A 24,523-nucleotide genomic window follows, 5' to 3' on the forward strand; every position below is an offset into this window, starting at 1 on the left:
TTGTCGAAAAAATTCGGCCTTTAATTTAAATCAGATTATAAATGGTTTAGATCTACCAACCAGGATTTTGTTCAAGGTTAGGATTAGTTAATCTATCTGTTTCAGGAATAGGATAATAATATTTCTTATCATCCCATTTTCTTTCAATATTATTTAACCATGTTATTTCCCCATAAGTTTCATTTGACAATCTATATGGATTTGTTTGCCCTCCGTACAAATCACTCACAGGGATTGCTGTATAAGAAGGGGATGTTGTAGGTTCTTCTTTATAATAAATTACATCCATTACACCATCTTGATTAAGATCCATTGGTGTATCCAATTCAGGTATATAAATTCCATTCCATTCCATTTCAAATAATTCTCCCCTTTTCCACCTTACAATATCATAAAAACGAAATCCTTCCATTGCCAATTCAATTCCACGATCTCTTCTAATTTCAAGTATTACAGGATCAGAAATATTAGGAAAATAATTTGATTGCAAATATGGATCAATTTCTGTTGGTTTAATATTTAATCCACCTGTTATACCAGCCCTTGCTCTTAAAGCACCTATGGTTTTTGACCAATCATCATCGGTTAAAGTTCCAAGTTCAGCTTTTGCTTCAGCAAAATTTAATAAAACCTCGGCATATCGGAATATAGATACTGAGTTATCGTTTAAATCTCGTGTATCAACATTAATATCATCAAGACTCCATTTAATAGGTTGGTACCCTGTATAAGAATACAACATATCTGGTGGTGCATCAAATGGGATACCATTGTTTAATCTTTGATAATCTACTCCTCGTATAGTTTGCTTAAGTCTTTTATCTCTATCTACCATTTCTTCATGAAAAAGCATAGTTTCATAATCCGGATCATCAGTAAAAGGTGTTCCATCCAAGGTTAAATATGTATTGATAAAAGTACGTATAAAATTATATCTCACACCGGTTGTTGTACTAGTGTAATACCAATTTGCAGCATGTGTTTCACCAAGTGCTTCATCCATAATTACTGCCATCATAATTTCATCACCAACAGGAGATTGTGATGTGAACAATTCTCTGTAAGATTTATCAGTACCAGAACCTGTATATAATTCAAATCCAGACTCATCTATGATAAATTTAGCAGCATTTGCAGCTTCATTCAACCATTGGCCCGAGGTTCCTTGCAAACCAAGTTCTGTATGATATTTGCGAAATGTACCTTCAAACAAACAAACCCGAGCTTTCAAGGCATAGGCAACCCATTTGGTTACCAAACTTCTTGTTTCATCGGAGGTTAAGGTTATATTTTCACAAGCATAATTCAAATCAGCAAGAACATTATCCATAACTAATTCTCTTGAATCACGCGCTTTATAAAGAGCTTCGTCATCCACATCAAGTGGTGTATCTATCCAAGGCACATCGCCATACCTTTTTACTTTTTCAAAATAAAAGAAAGCCCTAAAAAATCTTGCCAGACCAACATAATGATTTCTAACCTCTTCAGAGACATTCTCGTTAGTTGTACAATTTTCAATAAAAAAATTAAAATTTCGTAAATGTCCCCATCCCCATTCACGATCTCCACCTAAGGCAACTACCTCGTTTCCAGAAGCACTATCATCATCATCTGATGTTGGAGTATATGCTCCTTCCATAAGTAATGCAGGTGCACCTCTTCGTGCAGCATAATCTGAAATACAATCAGCAGTATGTATATTATTTGCACTAGGAAGCCAATCATAAAATGAATAAGAATATAGCTCAAGGCCCTTTTCACTTCCGAAAACAGATTCTTTTGATGCAGAGTCTTGGGGTATTTGTTCTAAATCACAACCAAAAATAAGGATTGTGAAAATTATAAATCCAATATTATGTAGTTTCATTTTTATAAGTTTTTTTGATTAGAATGTTACTGATAAACCAAAGCTCAAACTTTTAAGCATTGGATAATTATATCCATCACCAGAACCTCCTGAAGATAATTTTAAATCAGAAGGACCGGTATTTTCAACATCGATATCACGCGTTCTCTTGTATAAAGGTGACCATGTCCAAATATTCTCACCAGAAATATAAATTTTTGCATTTTCAGCTCCAATCTTTGATATCAGGTTTAATGGCAAGTTATATCCTAACTGAATATTTTTCAATCGAATGTATGCAATATTTTGAAGGTATTTAGTCTGTGGATTATCTCTAAGGATAGCATCCGAACGATTCGCTAAACGCCCAACATATCTTGGCAGGTATGCATCTGGATTTTCTGGTGTCCAATGATTATCGAGATGCCATCTGGGGAGTGGGTTATAAGGTCTGTTATATTGCCCCCAAAACACACTTGCCTCTCTACTTGGGTACCAATCTTGTTTTCCTACTCCCTGAAAAAATGCAGAGAAAAAGAAACTATTCCAATCAGCCCCTAGGTTTATACTATAAGTATAACGAGGAGATGAGTTGCCAATTATCTTTCTGTCACCAGGATTATCAACACGATTTGTACCAGGATCGATCTTGCCATCATCGTTAATATCTTTTAATTTTATATCTCCCGGATGAATAACTCTGGCATTAGTTGTTTTAAATCGGCTTTGATCAGCGTGGTTGTCGATATCTGCCTGATCAACAAAAAATCCATCATTGGTATACCCCCAAATTTCTCCGATTATCATACCTTCATAATAATCGTCGAGATTCTTTTCTGGATTATTGTATCTGGTAATTTCAGCATTATTATCGGCAAGAGTCACACGAACATTATAACTAAGTGGTTTTGAAGCTAAATTAAATCTATCTCTCCATGTTAAAGATACTTCCCATCCATTTGTTTTTAAATCAGCATAATTACCTTTTGGTGGAGTTGCTCCAAAAACAGCAGGCAATGTCCTCCCAATTGTAAACATATCGGTAGTGTTTCTTGTGTACATGTCTCCAACAAAAATTAACCGACTGGAAAGCATCGCCAAATCAATTCCCACATTCGTAGTCGTAGATGTTTCCCAAGTTAATCCATCTGGCAATACGCTTGGTCGGCTTGTTAGTTGTGGTTTTGTTCCTCCAAGGATATCTCCTGATTGGCTAATATTAAATATTTCCTGATATATATATGAAGCTATGTTACCATTCCCCAGTGAACCATATGAAATTCTGAATTTTAAGTTTGATATAAGATCCTCCGGCACGTTCCAAAATGCCTCATTTGAAATTCTCCACCCTGCAGAGTAGGAGGGAAAAAAAGCATACCTTTCATTAGATGGAAATTTTGAAGAGCCATCATAACGTCCGTTCACTTCAAATAAATATTTATCTTTATATGAATAATTAATTCTTGAAAATCCTCCTAGAATATTCCATTTTTCATAACTGCCGTCCACATTAATATCTTCCCCCAATGCCAAACTAAGATCAATTGCATCTTCAAAAATAAGCCCGTTTCGTTCCGCTTCTAATTTTTTATACAATGACTCTTCATAATTGTATCCGGCCATGATTTTAAAATAATGTATTTCATTATAAGTATCTTCATATTCACCATATAGGTTTGAAGCCATATATTTTGTTTCTCTCCAAATATCTCTTAAATCATTTGTAGAAGTACCTACGTATGAAATTACATCCGGACTTTTAGAATAAGGCACGGGGACTCTTCTCCTTTTTTCATTGTCATCGGTTATTCTAAAGGTAAAATCACCATGTATATTTAATTTCTCATCAAAAAATGATGCCGTTAAGTTAGAGGTGTTTTTAAAAACTCTTTTGTTGGTATCATAACCATTCTTCCCATACCACATATCACCTACCTGGTAAACAGAGGTGTGTGTTAATGTTCCATCCGGATTAAACATTGGGGACATTGGATTTCCTTCATCAGCAATATTTCTCCATATACCACTTCCTTCACCAACATTAAGTGGAATATGATATTTCATATCGGAAAACTGTGAATTATTCTCAGCTCTAAGCCAGGGAAAAATCTGGATAGATCCTTTTGCTCGGAAGTTAAGCATTGAATAATCGTCCGTATTATACGTAAAAAGTCCTTTTTGACCAAGATACCTGCCTGAAACCATATAACTTGTGGTTTCAGAACTTCCCGAAACAGTAATATTATGCTCATTTGATGTTGTGAAGTCCTTATACAACTCATCATACCAGTCGGTGCTGTAGTAATAAACATATTCACCATTTGCCGGATTTATTTCCCATTTTTTATCAAATTCATTTGGATTTTCAGAACGATATTTAAGTTCTTCCAAATATTCTTGAGAAAAACGGATTGTTTTATTTGCCTTGCTAGGATATGATCCTTCCCAGTTATAAGTTGCTTCGTTAAACATTTTTGCCCAAGTATAACCATCCCAAACATAATCAGGTAAAACTACAGGATTTTTCAATGAAAAATTGGCTGAATAAGTAACATTTGTTTTCTCCCCCGATGGATTTTTTGTTGTAATCAAAACCACACCAAAAGCACCACGAGCGCCATAAATAGAGGCTGAAGCAGCATCTTTCAGTACAGAAATACTTTCTATATCATTAGGATTTACTAAACTAGGATCTCCTTCAACCCCATCTATTAATACAAGAGCATTACCTCCCTGACCGATTGAGGTAGTTCCTCTAATATTAAAAGAAGGAGCCTGATTTGGTCGTCCATCCATTAGAGTTATATTCAAATTGGGAACCACACCTTTTAAACCTTGATTTAAATTTGTAACAGTGCGGTTTTCAAACACCTCACTAGTTACCTGATCAACAGCTCCGGTTAAATTCGCTTTCTTTTGTGTACCGTAACCTACAACAATAACCTCATCCATACCAATTGTCTCTTCCTCCATTACAACTGTAAAGGTTGTTCTGTTTCCTATTGGCACTTCCTGGGTCTGCATCCCCACAAAAGAAAATTGCAGGGTTTCAGCATCTTCGGGTAGTGTTAATGAAAACTCACCATCACTATTTGTTACCGTGCCAGTAGTTGTTCCAACGACCACTACTGTAACTCCCGGTAAAGGTTGCCCACTAACATCAGTTACCACACCGGTAACCGATCTTTGCTGCTGAACGGATTGAGACACGGAGACTGTTTTGTCCTTCTCCCGCAGAATGATTTGTCGTTCGTAAACATCATAAGCAACAGGTTGCTCTTTAAGAATCGCATCGAGAATTTCGAAAATGGAAGCATTTTGCAATTGAATATCCATTTTCTTGTTCATGTCCAGATCTTCGTTTTTGTAAAGGAAAACAAATTCACTGTTGTCCTCCACAAACTCCATAATCTCGGTAATCGTCCGGTTCGTCAGGTTAATGTCCAGACGCGCTGTTTGCGAATAGGTGTTGGCGCTAACTGTGAGCATGCAACCAACCATAAACAAAAATGTTAAACGCATAATTCGCCCCCATTTTTTTTTGATTCCCCCACAGGGAGAACCGGTAATACAATCATTTTTCATAAATTTGTACGATTTTTAATTAATACTATTAGTAACTGGTATTATTTAATTCAACCCGGGAGGCCTCCCTGTGAAATAACGCCAATTAATTTCAAAGGGTAAACTTCTTCCGGGTTTCCTTTATTTTATTACATACTGTTTCTCTGTTACTTTAATAAAATCAAGTCCTGTCAGTTTTTCAAGGTATCCAAAAACTTCCTCCTGTTCTTGTGTCACATCCAGTTTACCTGTAATTTGAATTGTTCCCTTCATTGGATTGTCAAACTGAAAATTGATATCGTAGTACCGTTCCAGCTTTTTGGTTATCCGGTTAAAGTCGGTGTTGGAAAAGCTGAACAGTCCCTGTGTCCATAAAATATAGGGTTCCACATCCACTTTGCTCACACTTGTTTCTTTGCTTTTTTTGTTGAAATAGGCCATCTGCCCGGGCTCAAGCTGAACTGGTTTTTTAAACATTCCAGCGCCCGAGCCTTTAACCGCAACTTTCCCCTCTGCCAGCACCGTTTGAACGGAATAATCTTCGGGGTAAGCCAATACATTGAAACTTGTGCCCAGCACTTCAATATTCACATCTACCGTTTTTACCACAAAAGGCTGCTCTTTATTATTTGTCACCTCAAAAAAGGCTTCGCCCGAAAGAAATACTTCGCGTGTTTTGTCCACAAACCGGGAGGGATAAATGAGCCGGCTGCCGGCATTGAGCCACACACGTGTGCCATCGGCAAGTATAATGTCTGAACTATTTCCATAAGGCATGACAAGCGTATTCATTTTGGGAGGTTCATCCTCGTTCTCTTTTTTCAGCAACTGATTCCGGTTTAAAATAATTTCTCCGTCGCCGGAATAGTCCAGTTCCGATTTCCCCTGGTTGAGTTGAATCTGTTGCTCATCGCCAATAATGAGCATGGGTTCCTGTACCTGGGCAGGCAGCCCGGTATTTTCAACAAATTGTTGCGGCTGCCTGCTTTCCATGTACAGGTAAACTAAACCACTTCCTATGAAAAAAAACAAAAATGCCACCGCGGCATAACGCATGAAATTTCGTACCACCAGACGCCTTCTTTTCTGTTTTTCGGCTTTTTCCAGTTGCACAATAATGCGTTTTGCCAGTGCCCTTTTCTCTGTTTCAGTTAATTTTTTCTCCCGGTATTTGAGGTGTTCTTCAAACTGTTTTTTGATTTCTTCTATTTGATGTGCGTGTGCAGGATTGGCCTCCAGGTAGTGTTCCCAATAGGCATTTATCTCTTCGGAGGGTTGGTATATCCACTTAAAAAACAGTGGGTTTTCTATGAGTCGCTCGTAAAAGTTCATTCCACAGATTTGATTAATTTGGAAATAAGAGCAGCGGGGACGGAAAAAGGGACGGTTTTATTTTATGTTGTAGAACATATTAATTAGACACAAGACCTTGAGATATGAGACACAAGACAAGGAGTTTGGCGTGGCTGGGACAAAATCGAAAACGGAAAGTGCAAAACTGGATGAAAAGAGGAAACAGAAAATGACAGATAATCAGCAGTACGCGCTTAGCGGTTTGGATCCGCTTAGCGCATGGGTAAGATAAAATCAAAGTTTTGAAAGCAGGAGAAACAAATTCAAATTTCCACCCCCCATTTTACTGCGCAAATTTTTCAGTAACCGGTAAACCTGTTTTTTAACAGCACCGGGAGATACCCCCAACAGCTTGCCTATTTCTATATAAGTTAGTCCGCTGTTGAATTTCAGGAAAAGCAACTCCCGCTTTTTCACATCGAGGTTTTGTAATTCTGTTTTCAGCTTAACCAATTGGTCGTCCTGAACTTCCAGCTCTGCTTCCTCAATTGGAAATTTCAAATCGAATTGCTCCACCAGTTGTTCGGGATGAGTGAACCGATATTTCTCCTTCAGCTTTTTGTAAATGATGCGTTTCAGGGTTTTAAACAGGTAATACTCCAGCGATTCCGGTTTTCGTAGAGTTGAACCATAGGAATAGATATCGATAAAAACATCCTGAATGGCATCTTCGAGCAGTGCCCGATCCGATGTAATACGTGAACCATAAGAAAACAGCACATCCACAAATTCGTTGTAGATGGTTTCAAAAGCAGATCGGTCGCCTGCCCGGAACTTGTCCCAGATTATTTGCCAGTATTCCCTGTCTGCGAATGGATCCACGTTTATTGGTTCATCAGATTAATCAATTCAGAAGGCTAAAATAGAAAAAAGATAATTCTTAGATAAAAATTAAATGGTTTTCTGTTCAGTTACTTTACCCCTCTCCTGCCGGTTTCTCCCCTCAAGCGGGGAGATCGCAATGATGAACATTCTGCAAAATTTCAAATCTTAAATCGAAAGTTTATTAGAACTGTTTTCCCTTTTAAGGGAAATGGGCGAAGCCATAAGGGTAGATTGTCTCACACAATTATTTCTCACCCCCCTCTCCTGCCGGTATCTCCCCTGAACAGGGGAGATTGCAATGATGGAACAATCTGCAAAACTTCAAATTTCCAACACAAAAGTTTATTAGAACGTTTTTCCCTTGTGAGGCTCCGAGGGTCCGAAGGACTCCTTCGGAGAATGCCCATGGCAGAAAATGGCGAAGCCAAAATGGTAAAGCAACACATTTATTCCCTGAACTCATTTTTTATTTTTAAAAGCACGTTATCAATATTTTCCAATTCTTCGTTTTTAATTCTCAAAACTTTTATTCCCAATTCCTTTAATATTTCATCCCGCCGGTTATCTTCGGCTTTTCTGTATAAATGAATTTTACCATCCAATTCTATTGCTAAATTTTCTTTGTAACAAAAAAAATCTGGCACATAAAAAAAAATGTTCATCGCCGACTGAGTCGTAAATTATGGCATGTTGTCTCAAAAACTTACGCCCTGCCAATTGTCTTTTTCTGATGTAACGCCACAATCTTCTTTCTTCGGGTGTCGCTTTCTTTCTGAGCCCTCGCGTTATTTCTTTTATTTGTTCGTATTTCATTGTTGTCAGTTTTTTTACCCCTCTCCTGCCGGTTTCTCCCCTCAAGCGGGGAAATCGCAATGATGTAACAATCTGCAAAAGTTTAAATTTCAGTAAAAAATTTAATTAGAACGTTTTTCCCTCGTGAGGGAAAATGGCGAAGCAAAAAGGGTTAACTATCTCAATCAATTATTATTTCTCATACCCCTCTCCTGCCGGTTTCTCCCCTCAAGCGGGGAGATCGCAATGATGGAACAATCTGCAAAACTTCAAATTTCCAACACAAAAGTTTATTAGAACGATTTTCCCTTATAAGGCTCAGAGGGTCCGAAGGACTCCTTCGGAGAATGCCTATGGCAGAAAATGGCGAAGCCAAAAGGTAGCCTATCTCACACAATTATTATTTCTAATACCCCTCTCCTGCCGGTTTCTCCCCTGAGCAGGGGAGATTGCGCTGATGTAAATATCTGCAAAAGTTTAAATTTCAGCACAAAAAAATATTAGAACGGTTTTCCCTTTTAAGGGAAAATGGCGAAGCCAAAAGGGTAAAGTACCAGGAACATTTTCATTTAATCAGTACGCCTGCTGAAAAACAATTTCGCCAAGTCCTGCGATTTGCCGGTCTTCTTTATCGATGTAAATATGAACAGACAGTGTACCATCATTTACCTGCACAATGCGTTCGCTGGTCCATTCGGTTTCTCCGGCGTCTAGTTTCAGGGTTCCGGCAGTCACTCCTTCAAACTCTATTTTTTGCCACGTGGGTAAAAACAAATCGCCCACTTTTGCCCTGATACGATACGTTCCGTTACGGACATTTATATGGTATTCGTAATAATTTTCAGGATTCCGGCACTCCGCAGGTGTTCCCTGAAACAGCACTTTTTTCAATCGGGCATTCCCTTCCGTCTCGTTGGCAACTCCTTCCACTTTATCGGCAGGGTTCCATTTTTCCAGGTGCCAGCCTTTTCCCGAATAGGGTTCAAAAGCCAGCAGGTTTTTTTGGTTTCCGTTAACATGGCGCGGCCGGCCAAAATATAGCCGACCTTTTGAAAATCGCTTGGAGTAGCCTGACGACTGCTTAAAATAGAGCTCGTAAAGTTGCGGAAATCCATTAATTAAATTGTTGTAACGCTTCGGGTGCGCGGGCACAGAATCGTTTTTTAAAACCGTAAAATGCAAATGTCCCCATGTGTCATCGCCCCAGATTGTGCCCAGCGGCTCGCCCCTGACCAGTTGCTGTCCCTCTTTTACAATTACATTCTCACTGTTGAGGTATTCGTACAGGTAAAAAATGCCGGGTTGTGAACCACTTTCCAGCAAAACAGTTGAGGTTTTTCCGGCATCATTTAACTCACTATTCACCCAACGAACAGTGCTGTTTTCCAAAGCCACCAGCCAGTGCATTTCTTTGCCGCGTGCATCATGAAGATCCATATCGATGCCGCCATGCGAAAGATTGCCAAATGTTTCGCGCCGTTGTTTTTCGGCTTCAAAAGAAAACATGTGGCTGTCTTCCTCTACGCCCCAAATAAACCCATCGCTAAAACTCACCGGGAAAATATATTTGTTGAAATCCAACATCGGCTCCTGAAAATCGGACAGGCAAATCAGGGCATCTTTGCTAAGCAATCCGTGCCTGAGTGAATCACTTGTCAGGTCTTTCACATTTTTATTGTCGGCAACAAAAACTCTCATTCCCCCAATCATCTCGGGTAATGCACGTCGGCTGACTTTCAACCATAGTGTGTCATCCCCAATTTTTAAGCGGTTAAAATGATTGTGCAGGTTCAGCAATTTTATTTCCTGGTTTTTAAAATGAACTGATTCTCCTTCATTAAGATTGAAATACCAGCTGTTACCCCACCTGAAATCGGGAATTGAGTTTTGTGCCCCGAGGGAAAAAACCACGCCTGCAAAAAATAATAGGATGTAAAATATCTTCTTCATTTGGCTGCAATGCTACAAAAAAGGTGTGATTCAAATAAAATATCACAAAATGTTGTGCAAGATAAATTTAATCATTTTAAAATTACCGAAGATTTTCCCAAGTCCTTAATCAATCCATGCGAAAATGAACCAATGCAAAAAATAATTCGTAATTTTCTGGATCGAAAATGAACCACACAATTAATTTCATGTTGCAAATAGTGCTTATAAAAAAACCAAAATTTTAATACGATGAAGAAATTATTACTCAACTTTTTTCTGTTGATATTTTTATTTGCATCAGTAAAAGGATTGCCCCAAACCAATGACACCCTGCAGGTGGGTTACAACATTGCTCCTCCGTTTACAATGGAGAAAAATGGTCAACTGGAAGGTCCGTCGTCTTGGCTTTGGGAAAAAGTTGCCGGAGAACTCAATATTCCTTACAAGCTGGTCAATATGCCACTCGACAGTTTGCTCGAAGGCATTGCATCGGGAAAAGTGGATGTGGGTGCCTCTCCCCTTACTATTACAAGCGACAGGTTCGAAAAAATCGACTTCTCAACCCCGTTTTACATTGCGCACTCTTCCATTCTGGTGCACGAAATATCAGCTACTGAACAAGCCCTGAGTTTTATTCAATCCTTCTTTTCAGTGAATTTTTTCAGGGCGTTGGGAGCCCTGGCATTTATCATCCTGGTTTTTGGTTTTCTGGAATGGTATTTTGAACGCCACCAAAACGAAGAAGAATTCGGGAATGGATTAAAAGGACTGTGGAACGGATTCTGGTGGTCGGCGGTTACCATGACCACCGTTGGTTACGGCGATAAATCGCCCCGCACGATTGGCGGACGAGTTGTGGCCATGGTCTGGATGTTTACGGCGGTTATTATTATTTCAGGTTTTACGGCGAGTATCGCTTCCACGCTAACTGTTAACCAGATTGGTTCATCCAGCAGCCACATTCAGGATTTTAAAGAACGTACATTGGGAACGGTTGAAAAATCGGGCACCGACAAGTGGCTGAAAGACAACTTCTACTCCAATGTAAAAAGGTATTCAAACATGGGAGAACTAATTGTTGCCCTTCAGGAAAACGAAATTGATGCCATTGCCTACGACCGCCCAATCCTTCAGGATCTCATAAGAAATGATACGATTTCGCAATTTAGTTTGCTGGACATTAAGTATAATCCGCAGTTCTATGGGTTCGGGCTAAATCGCGACCTTAGCGGAGAACTCAAACAGAATATTTCAGTATCGGTCCTCGAAAATACTGAAGGAATGGATTGGAAAGTCCTTCTTTCTGAATACGATTTGCAATGACCCCTGAAAATTAAATTATCCTGAAATCATGTTGCAGGATTTTACCGGAGCAGGTTTTTTTGCTAATTTCACGGGTAAACCAAAAATTAAGAATAATGAAAGAAAAAAGTATTAATTTATTGAACAAAGCTGTTGCCGATGAGCTCACAGCAGTTCACCAATACATGTATTTCCATTTTCATTGCGACGACCAGGGTTACGATTTGCTGGCCAACCTTTTCAAAAGAACAGCCATTGAAGAGATGGTACATGTTGAAGATTTGGCCGAACGTATCCTGTTCCTCGGCGGAGATGTGGAAATGGTTGTTTCGGAAGATGTGAAAAAAATCCACGATGTGCGGGAAATGCTCGACCTGGCGGTAAAAATGGAAGAATCGAGTGCAAATGATTATAACAAATGGGCCAACGAAAGCTCACAAAATGCTGACTCGGTTACCAAAAAACTGTTTGAGCGGCTGGTGGAAGATGAAGAACGCCATTTTGACCAATACGATGATGAAATTGCCAACCTGAAAAAATTTGGCGACAACTACCTGGCGCTGCAATCAATTGAACGCAGTAAAAATGTCGGCAGCGGCGGCGAATAATACACTGTGAATTGAAAGAAAATCCAACAGGATTATTCAAAACTGAAAATTGGCAACACAAAACTTCAGCAAAAGAAGTTGAGCGTTGCCAATTTTTTTGCAAAAAAAAGCAGCCCGTTTCCAGACTGCCTTTTTATCAATAACTTTTAAAATTTATTTTTCAGCAGAGATTATTTAAGATCGAACCTGTCGAGGTTCATAACCTTGTTCCATGCAGCTACAAAGTCGTTTACAAATTTCTCCTGTCCGTCGGCTGAGCCATAAACTTCAGCAAGGGCCCGAAGTTCAGAATTCGAACCAAAAACAAGATCGACACGGGTACCGGTCCACTTCACATCACCTGTTTTGCGATCGCGAATTTCAAACTCTTCCTCATCTTCCGATGTGGCTTTCCATTCGTTCCCCATATCCAGCAGGTTCATAAAGAAATCGTTGGTGAGCTGTTCCGGTCGGTCGGTGAAAACGCCGTGCTTCGATTTATCAAAATTAGTGTTCAGCACACGCAAACCACCCACCAGTACAGTCATTTCGGGTGGAGTGAGTGTAAGCAACTGCGCACGGTCAACCAGCATTTCCTCTGAGCAGGTGGCCGATTTTGCTTTCAAATAGTTACGGAAGCCATCTGCAAACGGCTCAAGTGGTTCAAATGATTCCACTTCAGTCTGCTCCTGCGAGGCGTCGGCCCGGCCGGGCGTAAAAGGTACTGCTACATCAAAGCCGGCATCTTTGGCTGCCTTCTCAATGGCAGCAGCTCCGCCAAGTACAATCAGGTCGGCCAGCGAAACTTTTTTGTTCCCCGACTGAGCATTGTTGAACTCACTTTGAATTTTTTCCAGATTATCCAGTACTTTTTTCAGTTGTTCCGGGTTATTCACTTCCCAGTCTTTCTGCGGCTCGAGGCGAATACGTGCACCGTTTGCGCCGCCTCGCATATCCGATCCACGGAATGTGGAAGCAGAAGCCCAGGCTGTGGAAACCAGCTCAGAAACAGAAGGTCCTGAACCGAGGATTTTGCCTTTAAGATCACTGATATCGCTGTCGTTAATCAATTCATGGTCAACCTCAGGAATGGGGTCTTGCCACAACAGGTCTTCCTCAGGAACCTCAGGCCCCAGGTAGCGGGATTTTGGCCCCATGTCGCGGTGCGTCAGTTTAAACCATGCACGCGCAAATGCATCAGCAAATTCATCCGGATTTTCGTAAAACCGGCGGGCAATCTTTTCATAATCCGGATCTTCACGCAACGCCAGATCGGTAGTAAGCATAAACGGCTGGTTCTTTTTCCCGGGAATGTGTGCATCAGGAACACTGTTTGCACCTGCCTGCCCGCGGGGTTTCCACTGCCATGCTCCGCCGGGGCTTTTGGTCAGTTCCCATTCGTAATCGAACAGGTTTTCCAAAAAGTTTTTGCTCCACTGTGTTGGTGATTTTGTCCAGGTTCCTTCCAGGCCGCTGGTAATAGTGTCTTCAGCATTTCCTTTTCCAAACTTATTTTTCCAGCCCAGTCCCTGGTCTGCTATTGATGCTGATTCAGGATCGGGCCCCAGGTTTGAATCAGGTGCTGCACCGTGCACTTTTCCGAAAGAGTGGCCGCCGGCAATCAGCGCAACAGTTTCCTCATCGTTCATTGCCATACGGGCAAACGACTGGCGGATAAAATGTGCAGCTTTTTTGGGGTCCGGCTCTCCGTTGGGGCCTTCCGGGTTTACGTAAATCAACCCCATGTGGTCGGCTGCGAGTGGCCCTTCGAGTTCATCTTTTTCATTGTGGCGCTGGTCGTCCAGCCATTTTCCTTCCGAGCCCCAGTAAATATCTTCTTCGGGTTCCCAAATATCGACACGGCCACCTGCAAAACCGAAGGTTTTGAAGCCCATCGATTCGAGGGCCACATTACCGGCCAGAATCATCAGGTCGCCCCATGAAAGTTTTCTGCCATATTTTTGTTTGATGGGCCACAATAAGCGGCGGGCTTTGTCGAGACTGATATTATCGGGCCAGCTGTTAAGCGGTGCAAAGCGCTGGTTCCCGGTACTTCCGCCCCCACGTCCGTCGGCAACACGATACGTGCCTGCACTGTGCCAGGCCATGCGGATAAAAAGCGGTCCGTAATGCCCCCAGTCGGCCGGCCACCAGTCCTGCGAGTCGGTCATCAAATCAGTAAGATCTTTCTTCACAGCTGCCAAATCAAGATTTTTGAATTCCTCTGCGTAGTTGAAATTTTCTCCCAACGGATTCGATTTTGAGGAGTGCTGTCGCAGGATGTTCAGATTTAACTTATTGGGCCACCAGTCGCGGTTCGAAGTGCCTTCACCGGCAGTTGGTGCCCCGCCGTGCCCGGTTACCGGGCACTTACTTTCATTATTCGCGTTGTAAGCTGAATTGTGCGGATTTTTTTCTTCCATTTTTTTGTTTTTATAATTGTTTACTTATTAATTTTTGAATATTCTTACTATAAATTCTACAAACAAAAAAAACATTTTATTGTTTGACAGATCAATCAAATCTTATTACCATAATTCCCTCTAAGAAATAGTCAAAAAACACTATTGCTAAGTGGATTATTCCGCAATTTACCTGAATAATCCAGCAAATAAAAATTAAAACAACGGAGAATAGACCCTACCTTAATTTTCCACAATATCCATTTCCTCCAGCAAGTAACCGGCGCCGGCAAACTTGTCGATTAAAAAAAGTGCGTAGCGGATATCGATGGAAATATTGCGCGACTGTTCCGGATCGTACATAATATCGCTCATGGTCCCTTCCCAGCAGCGGTCGAAGTTAACGCCAACAAGATGGCCTTCGGCATTTACAATCGGGCTCCCGGAGTTCCCGCCAGTGGTATGGTTCGACGCTGTAAAACAAACCGGCAGATAACCTTTGTCGGCGGCATAAGGGCCAAAGTCTTTGGTTTCATACAGCTCTTTCAGGCGATCCGGAACGTTATAGTCGTAAATTTCCGGATTGTCTTTTTCCATGATTCCCTCCAGCGTGGTGTAGTGTTTATATTTTATACCATCGCGCGGTTCGTAACCTTCCACTTTTCCGTAGGCCACACGCAACGTGAGGTTCGCATCGGGATAAAGCGGCTCGCCTTCTTTCATCTGCATAATTCCCGCCATGTAGGTTTTCATGTTTTGATTTATGCTGTTGTTTAATGAATCCACCACCGGTTTAATAACTGTTTCGTAATGAAAATTCAGTCGGTTATACAGCTGAACCAGCGGGTCTTTCCTGAGTTTCAGCAGTTGCTTTTCATGGCCATCTTCAAGCAATTCTTTCAATTCATTTTCATCAAAAAGAATGGATTTCTGGTACACTTTTGCCACCAGCTTCTCCCATTTTTTATCCATCAGTTCGTTGTAATAATCGGGCAGAAATTCGTCCTTCAAGTCAGCAGCCAGCAAAGGCAACAACACGTCAAAAAGCTGTTCGTCCACATTTTGATTGAAATCTTTAAAGAAACCCGGTAAGTATGTATCCATTTCCTTCAGTTGCTTTTCTGCCCTTTCCGGCTGTTCATTTTCCAGGTTGTTGATGATATTGTTTATACGCGAGGCCAGCCTGAATATTTCGACACCACGCAAAACAACCTCTGAATAATAATCGGAAGCCTGAATGAATTCACTGTAAACGGCATACAACTGGTCAAAATTGGCAAAAACCTCCCTGTATTCATTTTCCCAGGTATTGTTCGCCCGGGCCCAGCTTTCAAATTCATTTTCAAACTCCAGCTTTTTATTAACCGCATCAAGCCGCTCGAGGCCAAGTATTTCGCCCTGCCATTTTTTCCAGGCATTACTGATGGAAGCATATTTGGCGGCGTACTGAATCCGGGTTTTCGGATCGGCTTCCATGGCTTCGCCAATCACTTCGAGCTTTTTGTCGCGAATGGCAATACGGTCGGGGTCGCGCTGGTTCATAATAATATCCACTTCGTGCGAGGGAATGTACTGCATGGTGCTTCCGGGGTTGCCAAAGACCATGGTAAAATCCTCGGGCTGAACGCCTCCGAGTGAAATGGGAAAATATTTTTGGGGCTGGTAGGGAACATTATCGGGCGAATATTCCGCCGGTTCATTGTTTTTGTCGGCATAAATCCGGAACAACGAAAAATCGCCGGTATGACGCGGCCACATCCAGTTGTCGGTATCGCCGCCAAATTTCCCGATGGCCGATGGCGGTGCCCCCACCAGTCGCACATCTTTAAAAACTTTATACACGTAAAGGAAATACTGGTTGCCGTAAAACAATGGTTTCACCCGTGTCATCAATTTCCCGTTTTCCGATGCTTCGTTTTCTATTTTTTGAGAATTGGTTTTAATTTTCTTTTCTGCTTCATTTGCCGACAGCCCTTCTGTTCCTGCCAGAACCTCTTTGGTAACATCCTTCATGTATTCGAGAAACCGCACAGTCAGTCCCGGGTTGGGCAATTCCTCGTCACGGCTCATTGCCCAAAACCCGTTGGTCAGGTAATCGTTTTCCAGCGTGCTGTGCGACTGAATCTGGCGGTAACCACAATGGTGGTTGGTAATCAGCAATCCTTCGGGTGAAATCATTTCCGACGTGCAACCGCCGCCAAAAACAGCTACTGCATCTTTCATACTGGCATTGTTCACATCGTAAATATCCTGTGCCGAAAGTTTAAAACCCATTTCCTGCATTTCGGCCAGATTGTATTTTTCCAGCAGCAGCGGAATCCACATGCCCTCTTTGGCAGAAAGAGAGGTAATTACAAAAGTTATAAACAGAATGGAAAATGTCAGTCTCCTCATTTTTTTAGTTTTTTTACATGAAATGCAAAAATAGCAAAAGTCGGATGAAGGGAAAGGAAAATAATAATTCGGAATTTTATTCTGAACCACATGCATCCCTAAGGGTTACACAGTTCCCTTAGGGTACATGGAGAATAACTTCATCTTAAATCTTTGAAAGTTGTCGAAATTCCTGTTCTTTTAATCTTTGTTTCAATTTTCAATAAAAACCCTAAGGAAATTTCACAACCCTTAGGGTTTTTAAAATGTACAAACTACATCAGATTCTCTCCGCATACTCCCCCACAATCACCAGCGAAGGCGTGCACGGCCTTTTTTCTGCCAGAAAATTATCCACGTTTTCCAGATTAGTTGAAAAACTGCTTTGCCCGGGTTGCGAAATTTTACAAAGAATTTGAACCGGCATTTTTTCGGAAATCCCGCCTTCTGATAGTCTTCCTGCCAGTTCGGAAAGATGGTGCAGCCCCATGTACAACACCACGGGCGAACCGGTTTGCAATACAGAAACCAGGGGTTCCAACTGCGGAAAGCAATCGTTCTCTTTCCGGCAGGTATAAAACAGCAGCATGCTGTTTTTACCGCGTTCGGTAAGTGGAACTGAAAATAGCGAAGAACCGGCAACTGCGGCAGTCACACCGGGAATCACTTCAAAGTTCAGGTTGTTTGTTTTGCAAAACCGGATTTCCTCAGCACCGCGGCCAAAAATCATGGGGTCGCCGGTTTTCAGGCGCACCACTTTTTTGTTTTTGGCAGCCCAATGTAAAAAAAGCTGGTGAATTCCATCCTGCCGCGTCACCTGGTTTTGACCGTCGTTGTTCAGCTTTCCAACATACACCTTAACTGATTCGGGCTTAGCCAATTTCAGCATCTCGTCACCAATCAGGGCATCGTACAGAATCACATCGGCATGCTGAAGGCGGTTGAGCGCTTTTACGGTCAACAGTTCCGGGTCGCCCGGGCCGGCGCCCACAATAGATATCAAATGCGGTAATCCCATTCCTGCAACTCTTTTAAATAATCCATCGGACTCGGGTATTTAAAGGTGTACCCCAGTCGCTGAACCAGTTTATCGCTGTTAATGATTTTAAAGTTTTCCTGAACATCTGAAAATTCCGGCGGTGGCAAATCGCTTACTTCTGAAGCTTTCGTATAAAACTCCTTTTTGTTGGGATGCACCGGACTGCAGGCGTTAAAAACTTCGCCCCAAATATCTTTTTCAATGATTTGAGAAAGAATAGCCACGCAATCGTCGCGGTGAATCAGATTTACCGGTGTGCCGGCCGGTACATTTTTCTTTCCTGCCAGAAAACGGCCCGGGTTGCGGTTGGCGCCAATTAAACCGCCAAACCTGACAACAGTAGTTTGAAAGTCACTTTCATCGAATAGTATTTTTTCAGCTTTCAATATTGCCCTACCGCTCGGTTTTTCCGGATTTCCTTCATCGCCTTCGCGCACTTCTTTATTAACAGGTTCGTAAACCGAAGTAGAGGAAACAAAAAGCACTTTCGGAATTTTCATCTGCCGGATGAGTTCAATGATTTTTTTAATCTGCCCCGGAAAAATTTCAGTGATGTTTTCCACCCGTTTGGGCGGAATGGCAATCACCAGCACATCGGTATTAAAAAAACTGAAATAGTCGATATCTATTAATTCGGGTTCAATCCGTATATAAAACGGCTGAATTCCCGTAAATTCCAGTTCGTTGAGACGGTCATTTGTGCCGGTTGAACCTTTTACGATGTAGCCTTTTTGCAGCAGGTTTTTCCCGAGTGCTGTTCCCAGCCAGCCACAGCCCAATATGGATATTGTTGTTCGCATACTTTCTTTTTTTGATGATGAATTTTTCAAAACAAATCAGTGCCGAAACTCTTTGCCTTCCTTAATTTCTTTCACGTAGTTTTTCCGAATCACAAAATCGCCAAACCGTTCGTCTTTAGTTCGGGTTGCAGCAAAATCTGCGATTATGGATTCCAGTTCTTTAAGAATTTGGGTTTCCGGAATGTTTTCACGGTAAAGATTATTTAACCGATCGCCTTCAAAATTGCCGCCGAGATAGAGGTTATAATATCCCGGTGATTTGCCAATCAGGCCTATTTCGGACAGGTAAGGACGTCCGCAACCGTTGGGGCAGCCGGTCATTCGAATAACGATGTCTTCTTTGAAAAGACCGAATTTTTCAAGAATATCTTCGATTTTGGTCACCAGTGTTGGCAAATACCTTTCAGCTTCGGCAAAGGCCAGCGGGCACGTTGGCAGGGCCACGCAGGCGATGGAATTTTTCCGCAACCCGGAAATGCTCTCAGGTGAAACGTTGTGCTTTTTTAAAACCGCATTTATCTTCGGCTTCACTTTTTCTGAAACGCCGGCCAAAATAACATTCTGGTTTCCGGTTAATATAAAATGGCCATCGGTTATTTTTGCCACTTCCCGGAACGCATCTTTCATTTTTTTATCGCCTGAATTTTTCACCCGGCCACCTTCCACAAAATAGGTGAGGTGCCATTTCCCATCGGTTCCTTTTTTCCAGCCGTAATTATCGCCGGTTTGGGAAATTTTGAACGGCCGGGCTTCTTCCAGCGAAAAACCGAGGTGTTTTTCCAGTTCAGTTTGAAACCAGTCCAGCCCGCGGTGATCGATGGTATATTTGAGGCGGGCCTGTTTGCGGTCTTTTCGATTGCCATTGTCGCGCTGAACAGCCACCACTTTTTCTGCCACATCAATCACCTGTTCCGGAGTGCAGAACCCGATTACATCTCCTGCACGCGGGTATGTTTCTGAAATGCCGAACGTGGAACCCATTCCGCCGCCAACTACCACGTTGTAGCCTATAATTTTCTGTTTTTCAACAATAGCGATAAGCCCCAAATCCTGCGAAAAAACATCACAATCGTTGTTGGGCGGAATAATTATTCCGATTTTAAACTTGCGTGGCAGGTAGCGGTCGCCGTAAAAAGGCTCCACCGTTTTACTGCCAGCCACCAGTTTTTTGTCGAGCCATATTTCGTGGTAGGCTTTTGTTTCGGGTAGCAGGTGGTATCCAACTTTTTCAGCCAGTTCGATCACCTCCGGATACAACGGCGATTCGGCCGGATTGGCATGGCACATCACATTTCGGTTTACATCGCCACACGCTGAAATGGTGTCGAGCAGACTTTCGTTTATTTTTTGAATGGTGGATTTCAGGTTTTTCTTCAACACCCCATGCAACTGAAAAGTCTGGCGTGTGGTCAGTTTCAACGATCCGTTGGCGTATTTATCAGCCAGCGAATCCATATTTATCCATTGTTCCGGGGTTACCATTCCGCCGGGCATACGAACCCTGATTAAAAATGAATACGCAGGTTCCAGCTTTTGTTCCTTCCGTTCCTTGTCCAAATCGCGGTTTGTCTGCTGGTAAATGCCGTGGAACTTTGAAATTTGCGTATCGTCAGATGCAATGGCTCCGGTAATCGGATCGGCCAGACTTTCCGTTAAAGTTCCGTGCAAATAATTGCTGTCGTGCTTTATTTTTTCTACCTCCGAGAGTGTTTGCCAATCAATTGTTTCGTTCATTTTATTCTAATTTTGATTTAATACACATCCACCTGGAACCGTTTTTCGCGCTTCAGGTTTTTCAGGTATTTTTCAGCCTGTTCTTCACTAATTCCACCCTGGGTGCGGATAATATCCAGCAGGGTTTTGTTCACATCCTTTGCCAGATGCCGCCTGTCTCCACACAGATAAACAAAGGCCCCGTTTTCAATCCATTCAAAAATTTCCTTTTGTTTTTCAATGAGTTTGTGCTGAACATATACCTTTTCCTGCTGATCGCGTGAAAAAGCAACTTCCATTCTCTCCAAAAACTTCTTCTCCTTCATTTTCAACCATTCGGCCTGGTACAAAAAGTCGGAATTGAACCTGCGGTCGCCAAAGAAAAGCCAGGTATTTCCGGTAATTCCCAGGCTTTCGCGGTGCTGCATAAATGCCCGGTAAGGTGCAATACCTGTCCCCGCTCCCACCATAATCATTTTAGCGCCGTTTGCCGGTAACCTGAAGCCGGGATTCTTTTCAATGTAAACCGGAATCTCATCATCTATATTTATTGAGCCCGACAGGTTTGAAGAGCATGCTCCTGAGCGCTTCCGCTTTTTCCTTTCGAAATTAACAACAGAAACAGTAAGGTGAACCTCTTCACCCACACGCTCCATGCTCGAAGAAATGGAATACAACCGCGGGGGCAGGGGCCGCAAAATTTCCAGCAGTTTGTTCACATTCCAATCGTAAGGAAAATCCTCAAGCAAATCGAGCAAATCGCTGCCATAAAGGTATTCATCCAGTTTTTCGTCGTCTTCCAACAACTTTTTAAGCTCCTCGTTTTTGGTTTGTTCGTAATACTTCTGCAACATATCGAAAGTTACCACTGTAATCTCAAAATGATGTGTGAGCGCGTCAAGTACAGAAACTCCCTCTTCTCCGCTGAGAAGCACCTTTTTGTCAGGGTCGAAACCTGTTTTCTGAATAATCTGTTCAACCAGTCCGTCCGGATTTTTTGTGAAAATTCCGAGTGAATCTCCCGGTTCGTAGGTCAGTCCAGAACCTTCGAGGGAAAGTTCCAGGTGATAAACTTCTTTATCCGAATCGCGGCCGGTAATTCTGACTTTATCGAGCACAGTCGCCAGGAAAGGATTCTTTTTTGAAAACTTTTCTACCGGCGATCCGATGGTAGTGGCCACCGAATTTAAGTTCTCTTTTACTTCGGAACCGGCTCCAGTTTCTGTCGGAGCTAAATTCAGCAGAAAATTGTTCATCCAGATTTCGGCAGTAGCTTCATAATCCACATCACACTTTGCCAACGGTATTACCGGGAATGCGCCGCTTTTTTTAATGGCGTTAAAAATTTCTTCGCCGGTCTGGCAAAAATTCCGGTACGATTTATCGCCAAGCGCAAGTACCGAAAAACGTACCTTTTCAAGCTTCGGGAGCCGTTTCCCGGTTACAAACTTGTGGAAATCTTCAGCCATATCAGGCGGTTCGCCCTCGCCGTGGGTACTTACCAAAATCGCCACATTTTCTTCATCCTTTAGTTTCCTGGGGTTGTAATCGTACATACTCAGCAGGTTCACCGCAACATTTTTGAACACGGCCTTTTCTTTTAACTTGTTGGCCAGTTCACGCGCATTACCGGTTTCGGAGCCATACAAAATGGTAAGGCTGGCAACTGAATTGCTTGCAGGAGCCTCAACTACAGCTGGTTCTGCCTTCATGGTTCCCCCGTTCATTCCGGCCAGCCTGCCTTCCAAAAATCCGTTCAACCAGGTAATTTGTTCGGTTGTGATCTCTTTCACCAATTCATTTAAAGCAAGCTTCTGCTTTTCAGTTAATGGATTTGATTGACTACTCATTTTAATTGTTATGCTATTTTTCAGTTAAAAAATTCTCTTATTTCATTTCTTAGCCGGATGGATTCATACACATCTTCGCCATTGGAACTCACGGCCACCGAAATGTTTCCGTTGCGGTAAATGGCCGGCGAAACAAACTGGCAAAGGGCAGGGTTATCGTGAATATTGACCAGCACGCCGGCCGCGCGGCAATCGGATTCAATTTGCCGGTCGAGCGTTTCGTTGTTGGTGCACGAATAAAGCATCAGGTAACCTTTCAGAAATTTACTGTGATAGGCTTCCTCGAAAAAAGTTACCCCGCTTTGTTTAATTCCGGAACAAACTTTTTTTGCCAAAACTTCCACCTCGGCTCCATACCGCTGCAAAATCTGCAGCTTCTTCCAGGCGCTTTGGTCGCCTCCCACTATCAGGATTTTTTCGCCTGAAATATTGATGGCTATGGGTAAAAAATTCTTCTTCATCTTTTTTTAATCAAAAAGGCCCTTCTACTTTCGCAGAAGGGCCTCCGACCTTATTTAAAATTATTACGCTATTTAAACATACCGATCCTTCTGCATAAAAATAACTTTACAACACATACACATCATACATGCTACCCGGTTCATTTTTATTTCAGAAGACTTAATTCTCATTTTTAAATTACTTGCGTGACCTATGTCACATAACACTGATGCAAATATAAACGAATATTTTAATAATGAAACACCTTTTTGTCTTTTTTAAAGAGGGTTTAATTTCAGAAAAGAAGGATGCATTCGCGCAATCCGTGTTCAATTTATTCTATTACTATTATATCCAACATACCTTTTCCCCTGCATAATCAGCAGCAATACTATACATGTAGTCCTCTGTTCTAAAAACTAATTTTCCGCTAAAGTGTTTTATGAAAAAGCCGGTTTGAAATTTTCGGGTGCCGTTACAAACAAAAAGATGCATTATGAAAACGAGCAAAGTCCGGCGAACATAAAAGTGCATGAATAAATTGCCTCTGTATGTTCCATAGACCATGATAGAATGACACGACCCGAGTATTACGTTTTACTGAAATACAAAAACATTAAATACAATTTATCGATATGAAAACAGTTTTTTCCTTTTTGTTAATTGCACTCAGTTTTTCGCTATTTGCACAGAAAGATGATTTAAAATGGCTGGATATTATGCTGGCCAATTACGACTATCCTTTTCCTGCCAATCACCTGGATCTGAATGTTCAGCAGCAGGATTTAAAAATGGCGTATATGGATGTGAAACCGGAAAACCATAACGGAAAGAATGTAATGTTGCTGCATGGCAAGAATTTTAATGGTGCCTACTGGGAAAGTACAGCCAAAAAATTAATTGAAAAAGGATATCGTGTTATTATTCCGGATCAGATAGGTTTTGGCAAATCGTCGAAACCTGCTTATTTTCACTATACTTTTCAGCAGCTTGCTAAAAATACCAAACAATTGCTCGACTCACTGGATATCTCCAAAACTGCTGTTTTGGGGCATTCTATGGGAGGAATGCTCGCCACCCGTTTTGCCCTGATGTTTCCGGAAGTAACAGATAAACTGATCCTTGTAAATCCGATTGGCCTCGAAGACTGGAAATTAAAGGTGCCATACCAACCCATTGACTGGTGGTACCAAAACGAATTGAATAAAACGTATGAAGGCATAAAATCATATCAAAAATCCAGTTATTACGACGGGAAATGGAAACCGGAATACGACCGTTGGGTAAACCTTTTGGCAGGCTGGACGCTGAACTCCGATTATGAAAGAATTGCATGGAATGCTGCTCTTACCTACGATATGATTTTTACACAACCTGTAGTTTATGAATTTCAGAATATTGAAGCTGAAACACTTTTAATCATTGGCACCCGCGACCGGACTGCACTGGGCAAACCGCTAGTAAACGAGGAAGTTCGCCAGACGATGGGACTTTACGATGAACTGGGAAAAACAACACATCAAAAAATACCGAATTCAAAATTAGTTGAACTGGATGAAATCGGCCACCTGCCACACATCGAAAGTTTCGAACGGTTTATTCAGCCATTATTGAATTTTTTAGAAAATTAAGCTGCAGATTAATTCACCCATCCTGATTTTCATAAAATTTCTTATCAGAAAGCATTAGCTAATCTATTCA

18 protein-coding genes are annotated in these 24,523 nt (G+C 41.8%); 4 read left to right on the forward strand and 14 right to left on the reverse strand.

The window, feature by feature from the left end:
* Positions 1-52: 52 nt before the first annotated feature.
* From BUC07_RS02755 to BUC07_RS02765, 3 genes are all read right to left on the reverse strand, one after another.
* The gene (locus tag BUC07_RS02755; RefSeq protein ID WP_073165204.1) at positions 53-1,870 is read right to left on the reverse strand and encodes a RagB/SusD family nutrient uptake outer membrane protein; all 1,818 of its coding nucleotides are present in this window, start codon (positions 1,868-1,870) and stop codon (positions 53-55) included.
* A gap of 18 nt (positions 1,871-1,888) precedes the next feature.
* A complete protein-coding gene (locus BUC07_RS02760) occupies positions 1,889-5,434 on the reverse strand; it encodes a TonB-dependent receptor (protein WP_217652629.1) in 3,546 nt (1,181 codons plus the stop codon).
* Between the two features lie 120 nt (positions 5,435-5,554).
* On the reverse strand, positions 5,555-6,745 hold the full coding sequence (locus tag BUC07_RS02765; RefSeq protein ID WP_073165206.1) for a FecR family protein: 1,191 nt from the start codon (positions 6,743-6,745) through the stop codon (positions 5,555-5,557).
* Between the two features lie 97 nt (positions 6,746-6,842).
* Here BUC07_RS02765 and BUC07_RS20840 point away from each other — a divergent pair, with 97 nt between their 5' ends.
* Positions 6,843-6,998, forward strand: coding sequence for a hypothetical protein (locus tag BUC07_RS20840; RefSeq protein WP_175552449.1), 156 nt, complete (start codon positions 6,843-6,845; stop codon positions 6,996-6,998).
* A 2-nt stretch (positions 6,999-7,000) separates the two neighbouring features.
* Here the strand turns inward: BUC07_RS20840 and BUC07_RS02770 are convergent, their stop codons facing one another.
* From BUC07_RS02770 to BUC07_RS02780, 4 genes are all read right to left on the reverse strand, one after another.
* Positions 7,001-7,588, reverse strand: coding sequence for an RNA polymerase sigma factor (locus BUC07_RS02770; RefSeq protein ID WP_073165209.1), 588 nt, complete (start codon positions 7,586-7,588; stop codon positions 7,001-7,003).
* 449 nt (positions 7,589-8,037) lie between these two features.
* On the reverse strand, positions 8,038-8,235 hold the full coding sequence (locus tag BUC07_RS21065; protein ID WP_217652630.1) for an endonuclease domain-containing protein: 198 nt from the start codon (positions 8,233-8,235) through the stop codon (positions 8,038-8,040).
* Positions 8,183-8,404, reverse strand: a complete 222-nt coding sequence (locus tag BUC07_RS21570; protein ID WP_217652631.1) for a DUF559 domain-containing protein — start codon at positions 8,402-8,404, stop codon at positions 8,183-8,185. The genes BUC07_RS21065 and BUC07_RS21570 overlap by 53 nt, the downstream gene beginning before the upstream one ends.
* Positions 8,405-8,956: 552 nt before the next feature.
* Positions 8,957-10,333 carry a M23 family metallopeptidase gene (locus BUC07_RS02780; protein ID WP_073165212.1) on the reverse strand — a complete coding sequence of 459 codons (1,377 nt, stop codon included), beginning with the start codon at positions 10,331-10,333 and terminating at the stop codon, positions 8,957-8,959.
* 231 nt (positions 10,334-10,564) lie between these two features.
* Between BUC07_RS02780 and BUC07_RS02785 the strand changes: the two genes are divergently transcribed.
* Both BUC07_RS02785 and BUC07_RS02790 read left to right on the forward strand, forming a co-directional pair.
* Complete coding sequence (locus BUC07_RS02785) at positions 10,565-11,638, forward strand: transporter substrate-binding domain-containing protein (protein ID WP_073165215.1); 1,074 nt, start codon at positions 10,565-10,567, stop codon at positions 11,636-11,638.
* Between the two features lie 95 nt (positions 11,639-11,733).
* A complete protein-coding gene (locus BUC07_RS02790) occupies positions 11,734-12,225 on the forward strand; it encodes a bacterioferritin (RefSeq protein WP_073165218.1) in 492 nt (163 codons plus the stop codon).
* A gap of 170 nt (positions 12,226-12,395) precedes the next feature.
* Here BUC07_RS02790 and katG read toward each other — a convergent pair whose 3' ends face one another.
* The 7 genes from katG to BUC07_RS02825 form a co-directional block, all read right to left on the reverse strand.
* Positions 12,396-14,627 (reverse strand): catalase/peroxidase HPI, encoded by a 2,232-nt coding sequence (katG, locus tag BUC07_RS02795; protein WP_073165221.1) that lies wholly within the window; start codon positions 14,625-14,627, stop codon positions 12,396-12,398.
* 222 nt (positions 14,628-14,849) lie between these two features.
* Entirely contained in the window at positions 14,850-17,000 is a 2,151-nt protein-coding gene (locus tag BUC07_RS02800) for a S46 family peptidase (RefSeq protein ID WP_073165532.1), read from the reverse strand.
* A 259-nt stretch (positions 17,001-17,259) separates the two neighbouring features.
* On the reverse strand, positions 17,260-17,997 hold the full coding sequence (gene cobA, locus BUC07_RS02805; RefSeq protein ID WP_073165224.1) for a uroporphyrinogen-III C-methyltransferase: 738 nt from the start codon (positions 17,995-17,997) through the stop codon (positions 17,260-17,262).
* A complete protein-coding gene (locus tag BUC07_RS02810; RefSeq protein WP_073165534.1) occupies positions 17,979-18,818 on the reverse strand; it encodes a Rossmann-fold NAD(P)-binding domain-containing protein in 840 nt (279 codons plus the stop codon). Before BUC07_RS02810 ends, cobA begins: the two co-directional genes overlap by 19 nt.
* 36 nt (positions 18,819-18,854) lie before the next feature.
* Complete coding sequence (cysI, locus tag BUC07_RS02815) at positions 18,855-20,552, reverse strand: assimilatory sulfite reductase (NADPH) hemoprotein subunit (RefSeq protein WP_073165227.1); 1,698 nt, start codon at positions 20,550-20,552, stop codon at positions 18,855-18,857.
* A 17-nt stretch (positions 20,553-20,569) separates the two neighbouring features.
* On the reverse strand, positions 20,570-22,381 hold the full coding sequence (locus BUC07_RS02820; protein WP_083578060.1) for an assimilatory sulfite reductase (NADPH) flavoprotein subunit: 1,812 nt from the start codon (positions 22,379-22,381) through the stop codon (positions 20,570-20,572).
* A gap of 20 nt (positions 22,382-22,401) precedes the next feature.
* Positions 22,402-22,842 (reverse strand): precorrin-2 dehydrogenase/sirohydrochlorin ferrochelatase family protein, encoded by a 441-nt coding sequence (locus BUC07_RS02825; RefSeq protein WP_073165232.1) that lies wholly within the window; start codon positions 22,840-22,842, stop codon positions 22,402-22,404.
* Between the two features lie 615 nt (positions 22,843-23,457).
* Between BUC07_RS02825 and BUC07_RS02830 the strand changes: the two genes are divergently transcribed.
* Positions 23,458-24,453 carry an alpha/beta fold hydrolase gene (locus BUC07_RS02830; RefSeq protein WP_073165235.1) on the forward strand — a complete coding sequence of 332 codons (996 nt, stop codon included), beginning with the start codon at positions 23,458-23,460 and terminating at the stop codon, positions 24,451-24,453.
* The last annotated feature ends 70 nt before the right edge of the window (positions 24,454-24,523 follow it).

Source organism: Tangfeifania diversioriginum (assembly GCF_900141875.1).
Lineage (GTDB): Bacteria > Bacteroidota > Bacteroidia > Bacteroidales > Prolixibacteraceae > Tangfeifania > Tangfeifania diversioriginum.

What these genes read in the sequence shown, in the direction of transcription:
- BUC07_RS02765 (WP_073165206.1), bottom strand. Translation starts at nt 6,745, where the DNA reads ATGAACTTTTACGAGCGACTCATAGAAAACCCACTGTTTTTTAAGTGG.
- BUC07_RS02790 (WP_073165218.1), top strand. Translation starts at nt 11,734, where the DNA reads ATGAAAGAAAAAAGTATTAATTTATTGAACAAAGCTGTTGCCGATGAG.
- BUC07_RS02785 (WP_073165215.1), top strand. Translation starts at nt 10,565, where the DNA reads ATGAAGAAATTATTACTCAACTTTTTTCTGTTGATATTTTTATTTGCA.
- BUC07_RS02800 (WP_073165532.1), bottom strand. Translation starts at nt 17,000, where the DNA reads ATGAGGAGACTGACATTTTCCATTCTGTTTATAACTTTTGTAATTACC.
- BUC07_RS02825 (WP_073165232.1), bottom strand. Translation starts at nt 22,842, where the DNA reads ATGAAGAAGAATTTTTTACCCATAGCCATCAATATTTCAGGCGAAAAA.
- BUC07_RS02760 (WP_217652629.1), bottom strand. Translation starts at nt 5,434, where the DNA reads ATGAAAAATGATTGTATTACCGGTTCTCCCTGTGGGGGAATCAAAAAA.
- BUC07_RS02755 (WP_073165204.1), bottom strand. Translation starts at nt 1,870, where the DNA reads ATGAAACTACATAATATTGGATTTATAATTTTCACAATCCTTATTTTT.
- BUC07_RS02830 (WP_073165235.1), top strand. Translation starts at nt 23,458, where the DNA reads ATGAAAACAGTTTTTTCCTTTTTGTTAATTGCACTCAGTTTTTCGCTA.
- cobA (WP_073165224.1), bottom strand. Translation starts at nt 17,997, where the DNA reads ATGGGATTACCGCATTTGATATCTATTGTGGGCGCCGGCCCGGGCGAC.
- BUC07_RS02820 (WP_083578060.1), bottom strand. Translation starts at nt 22,381, where the DNA reads ATGAGTAGTCAATCAAATCCATTAACTGAAAAGCAGAAGCTTGCTTTA.
- BUC07_RS02780 (WP_073165212.1), bottom strand. Translation starts at nt 10,333, where the DNA reads ATGAAGAAGATATTTTACATCCTATTATTTTTTGCAGGCGTGGTTTTT.
- katG (WP_073165221.1), bottom strand. Translation starts at nt 14,627, where the DNA reads ATGGAAGAAAAAAATCCGCACAATTCAGCTTACAACGCGAATAATGAA.
- cysI (WP_073165227.1), bottom strand. Translation starts at nt 20,552, where the DNA reads ATGAACGAAACAATTGATTGGCAAACACTCTCGGAGGTAGAAAAAATA.
- BUC07_RS02810 (WP_073165534.1), bottom strand. Translation starts at nt 18,818, where the DNA reads ATGCGAACAACAATATCCATATTGGGCTGTGGCTGGCTGGGAACAGCA.
- BUC07_RS21570 (WP_217652631.1), bottom strand. Translation starts at nt 8,404, where the DNA reads ATGAAATACGAACAAATAAAAGAAATAACGCGAGGGCTCAGAAAGAAA.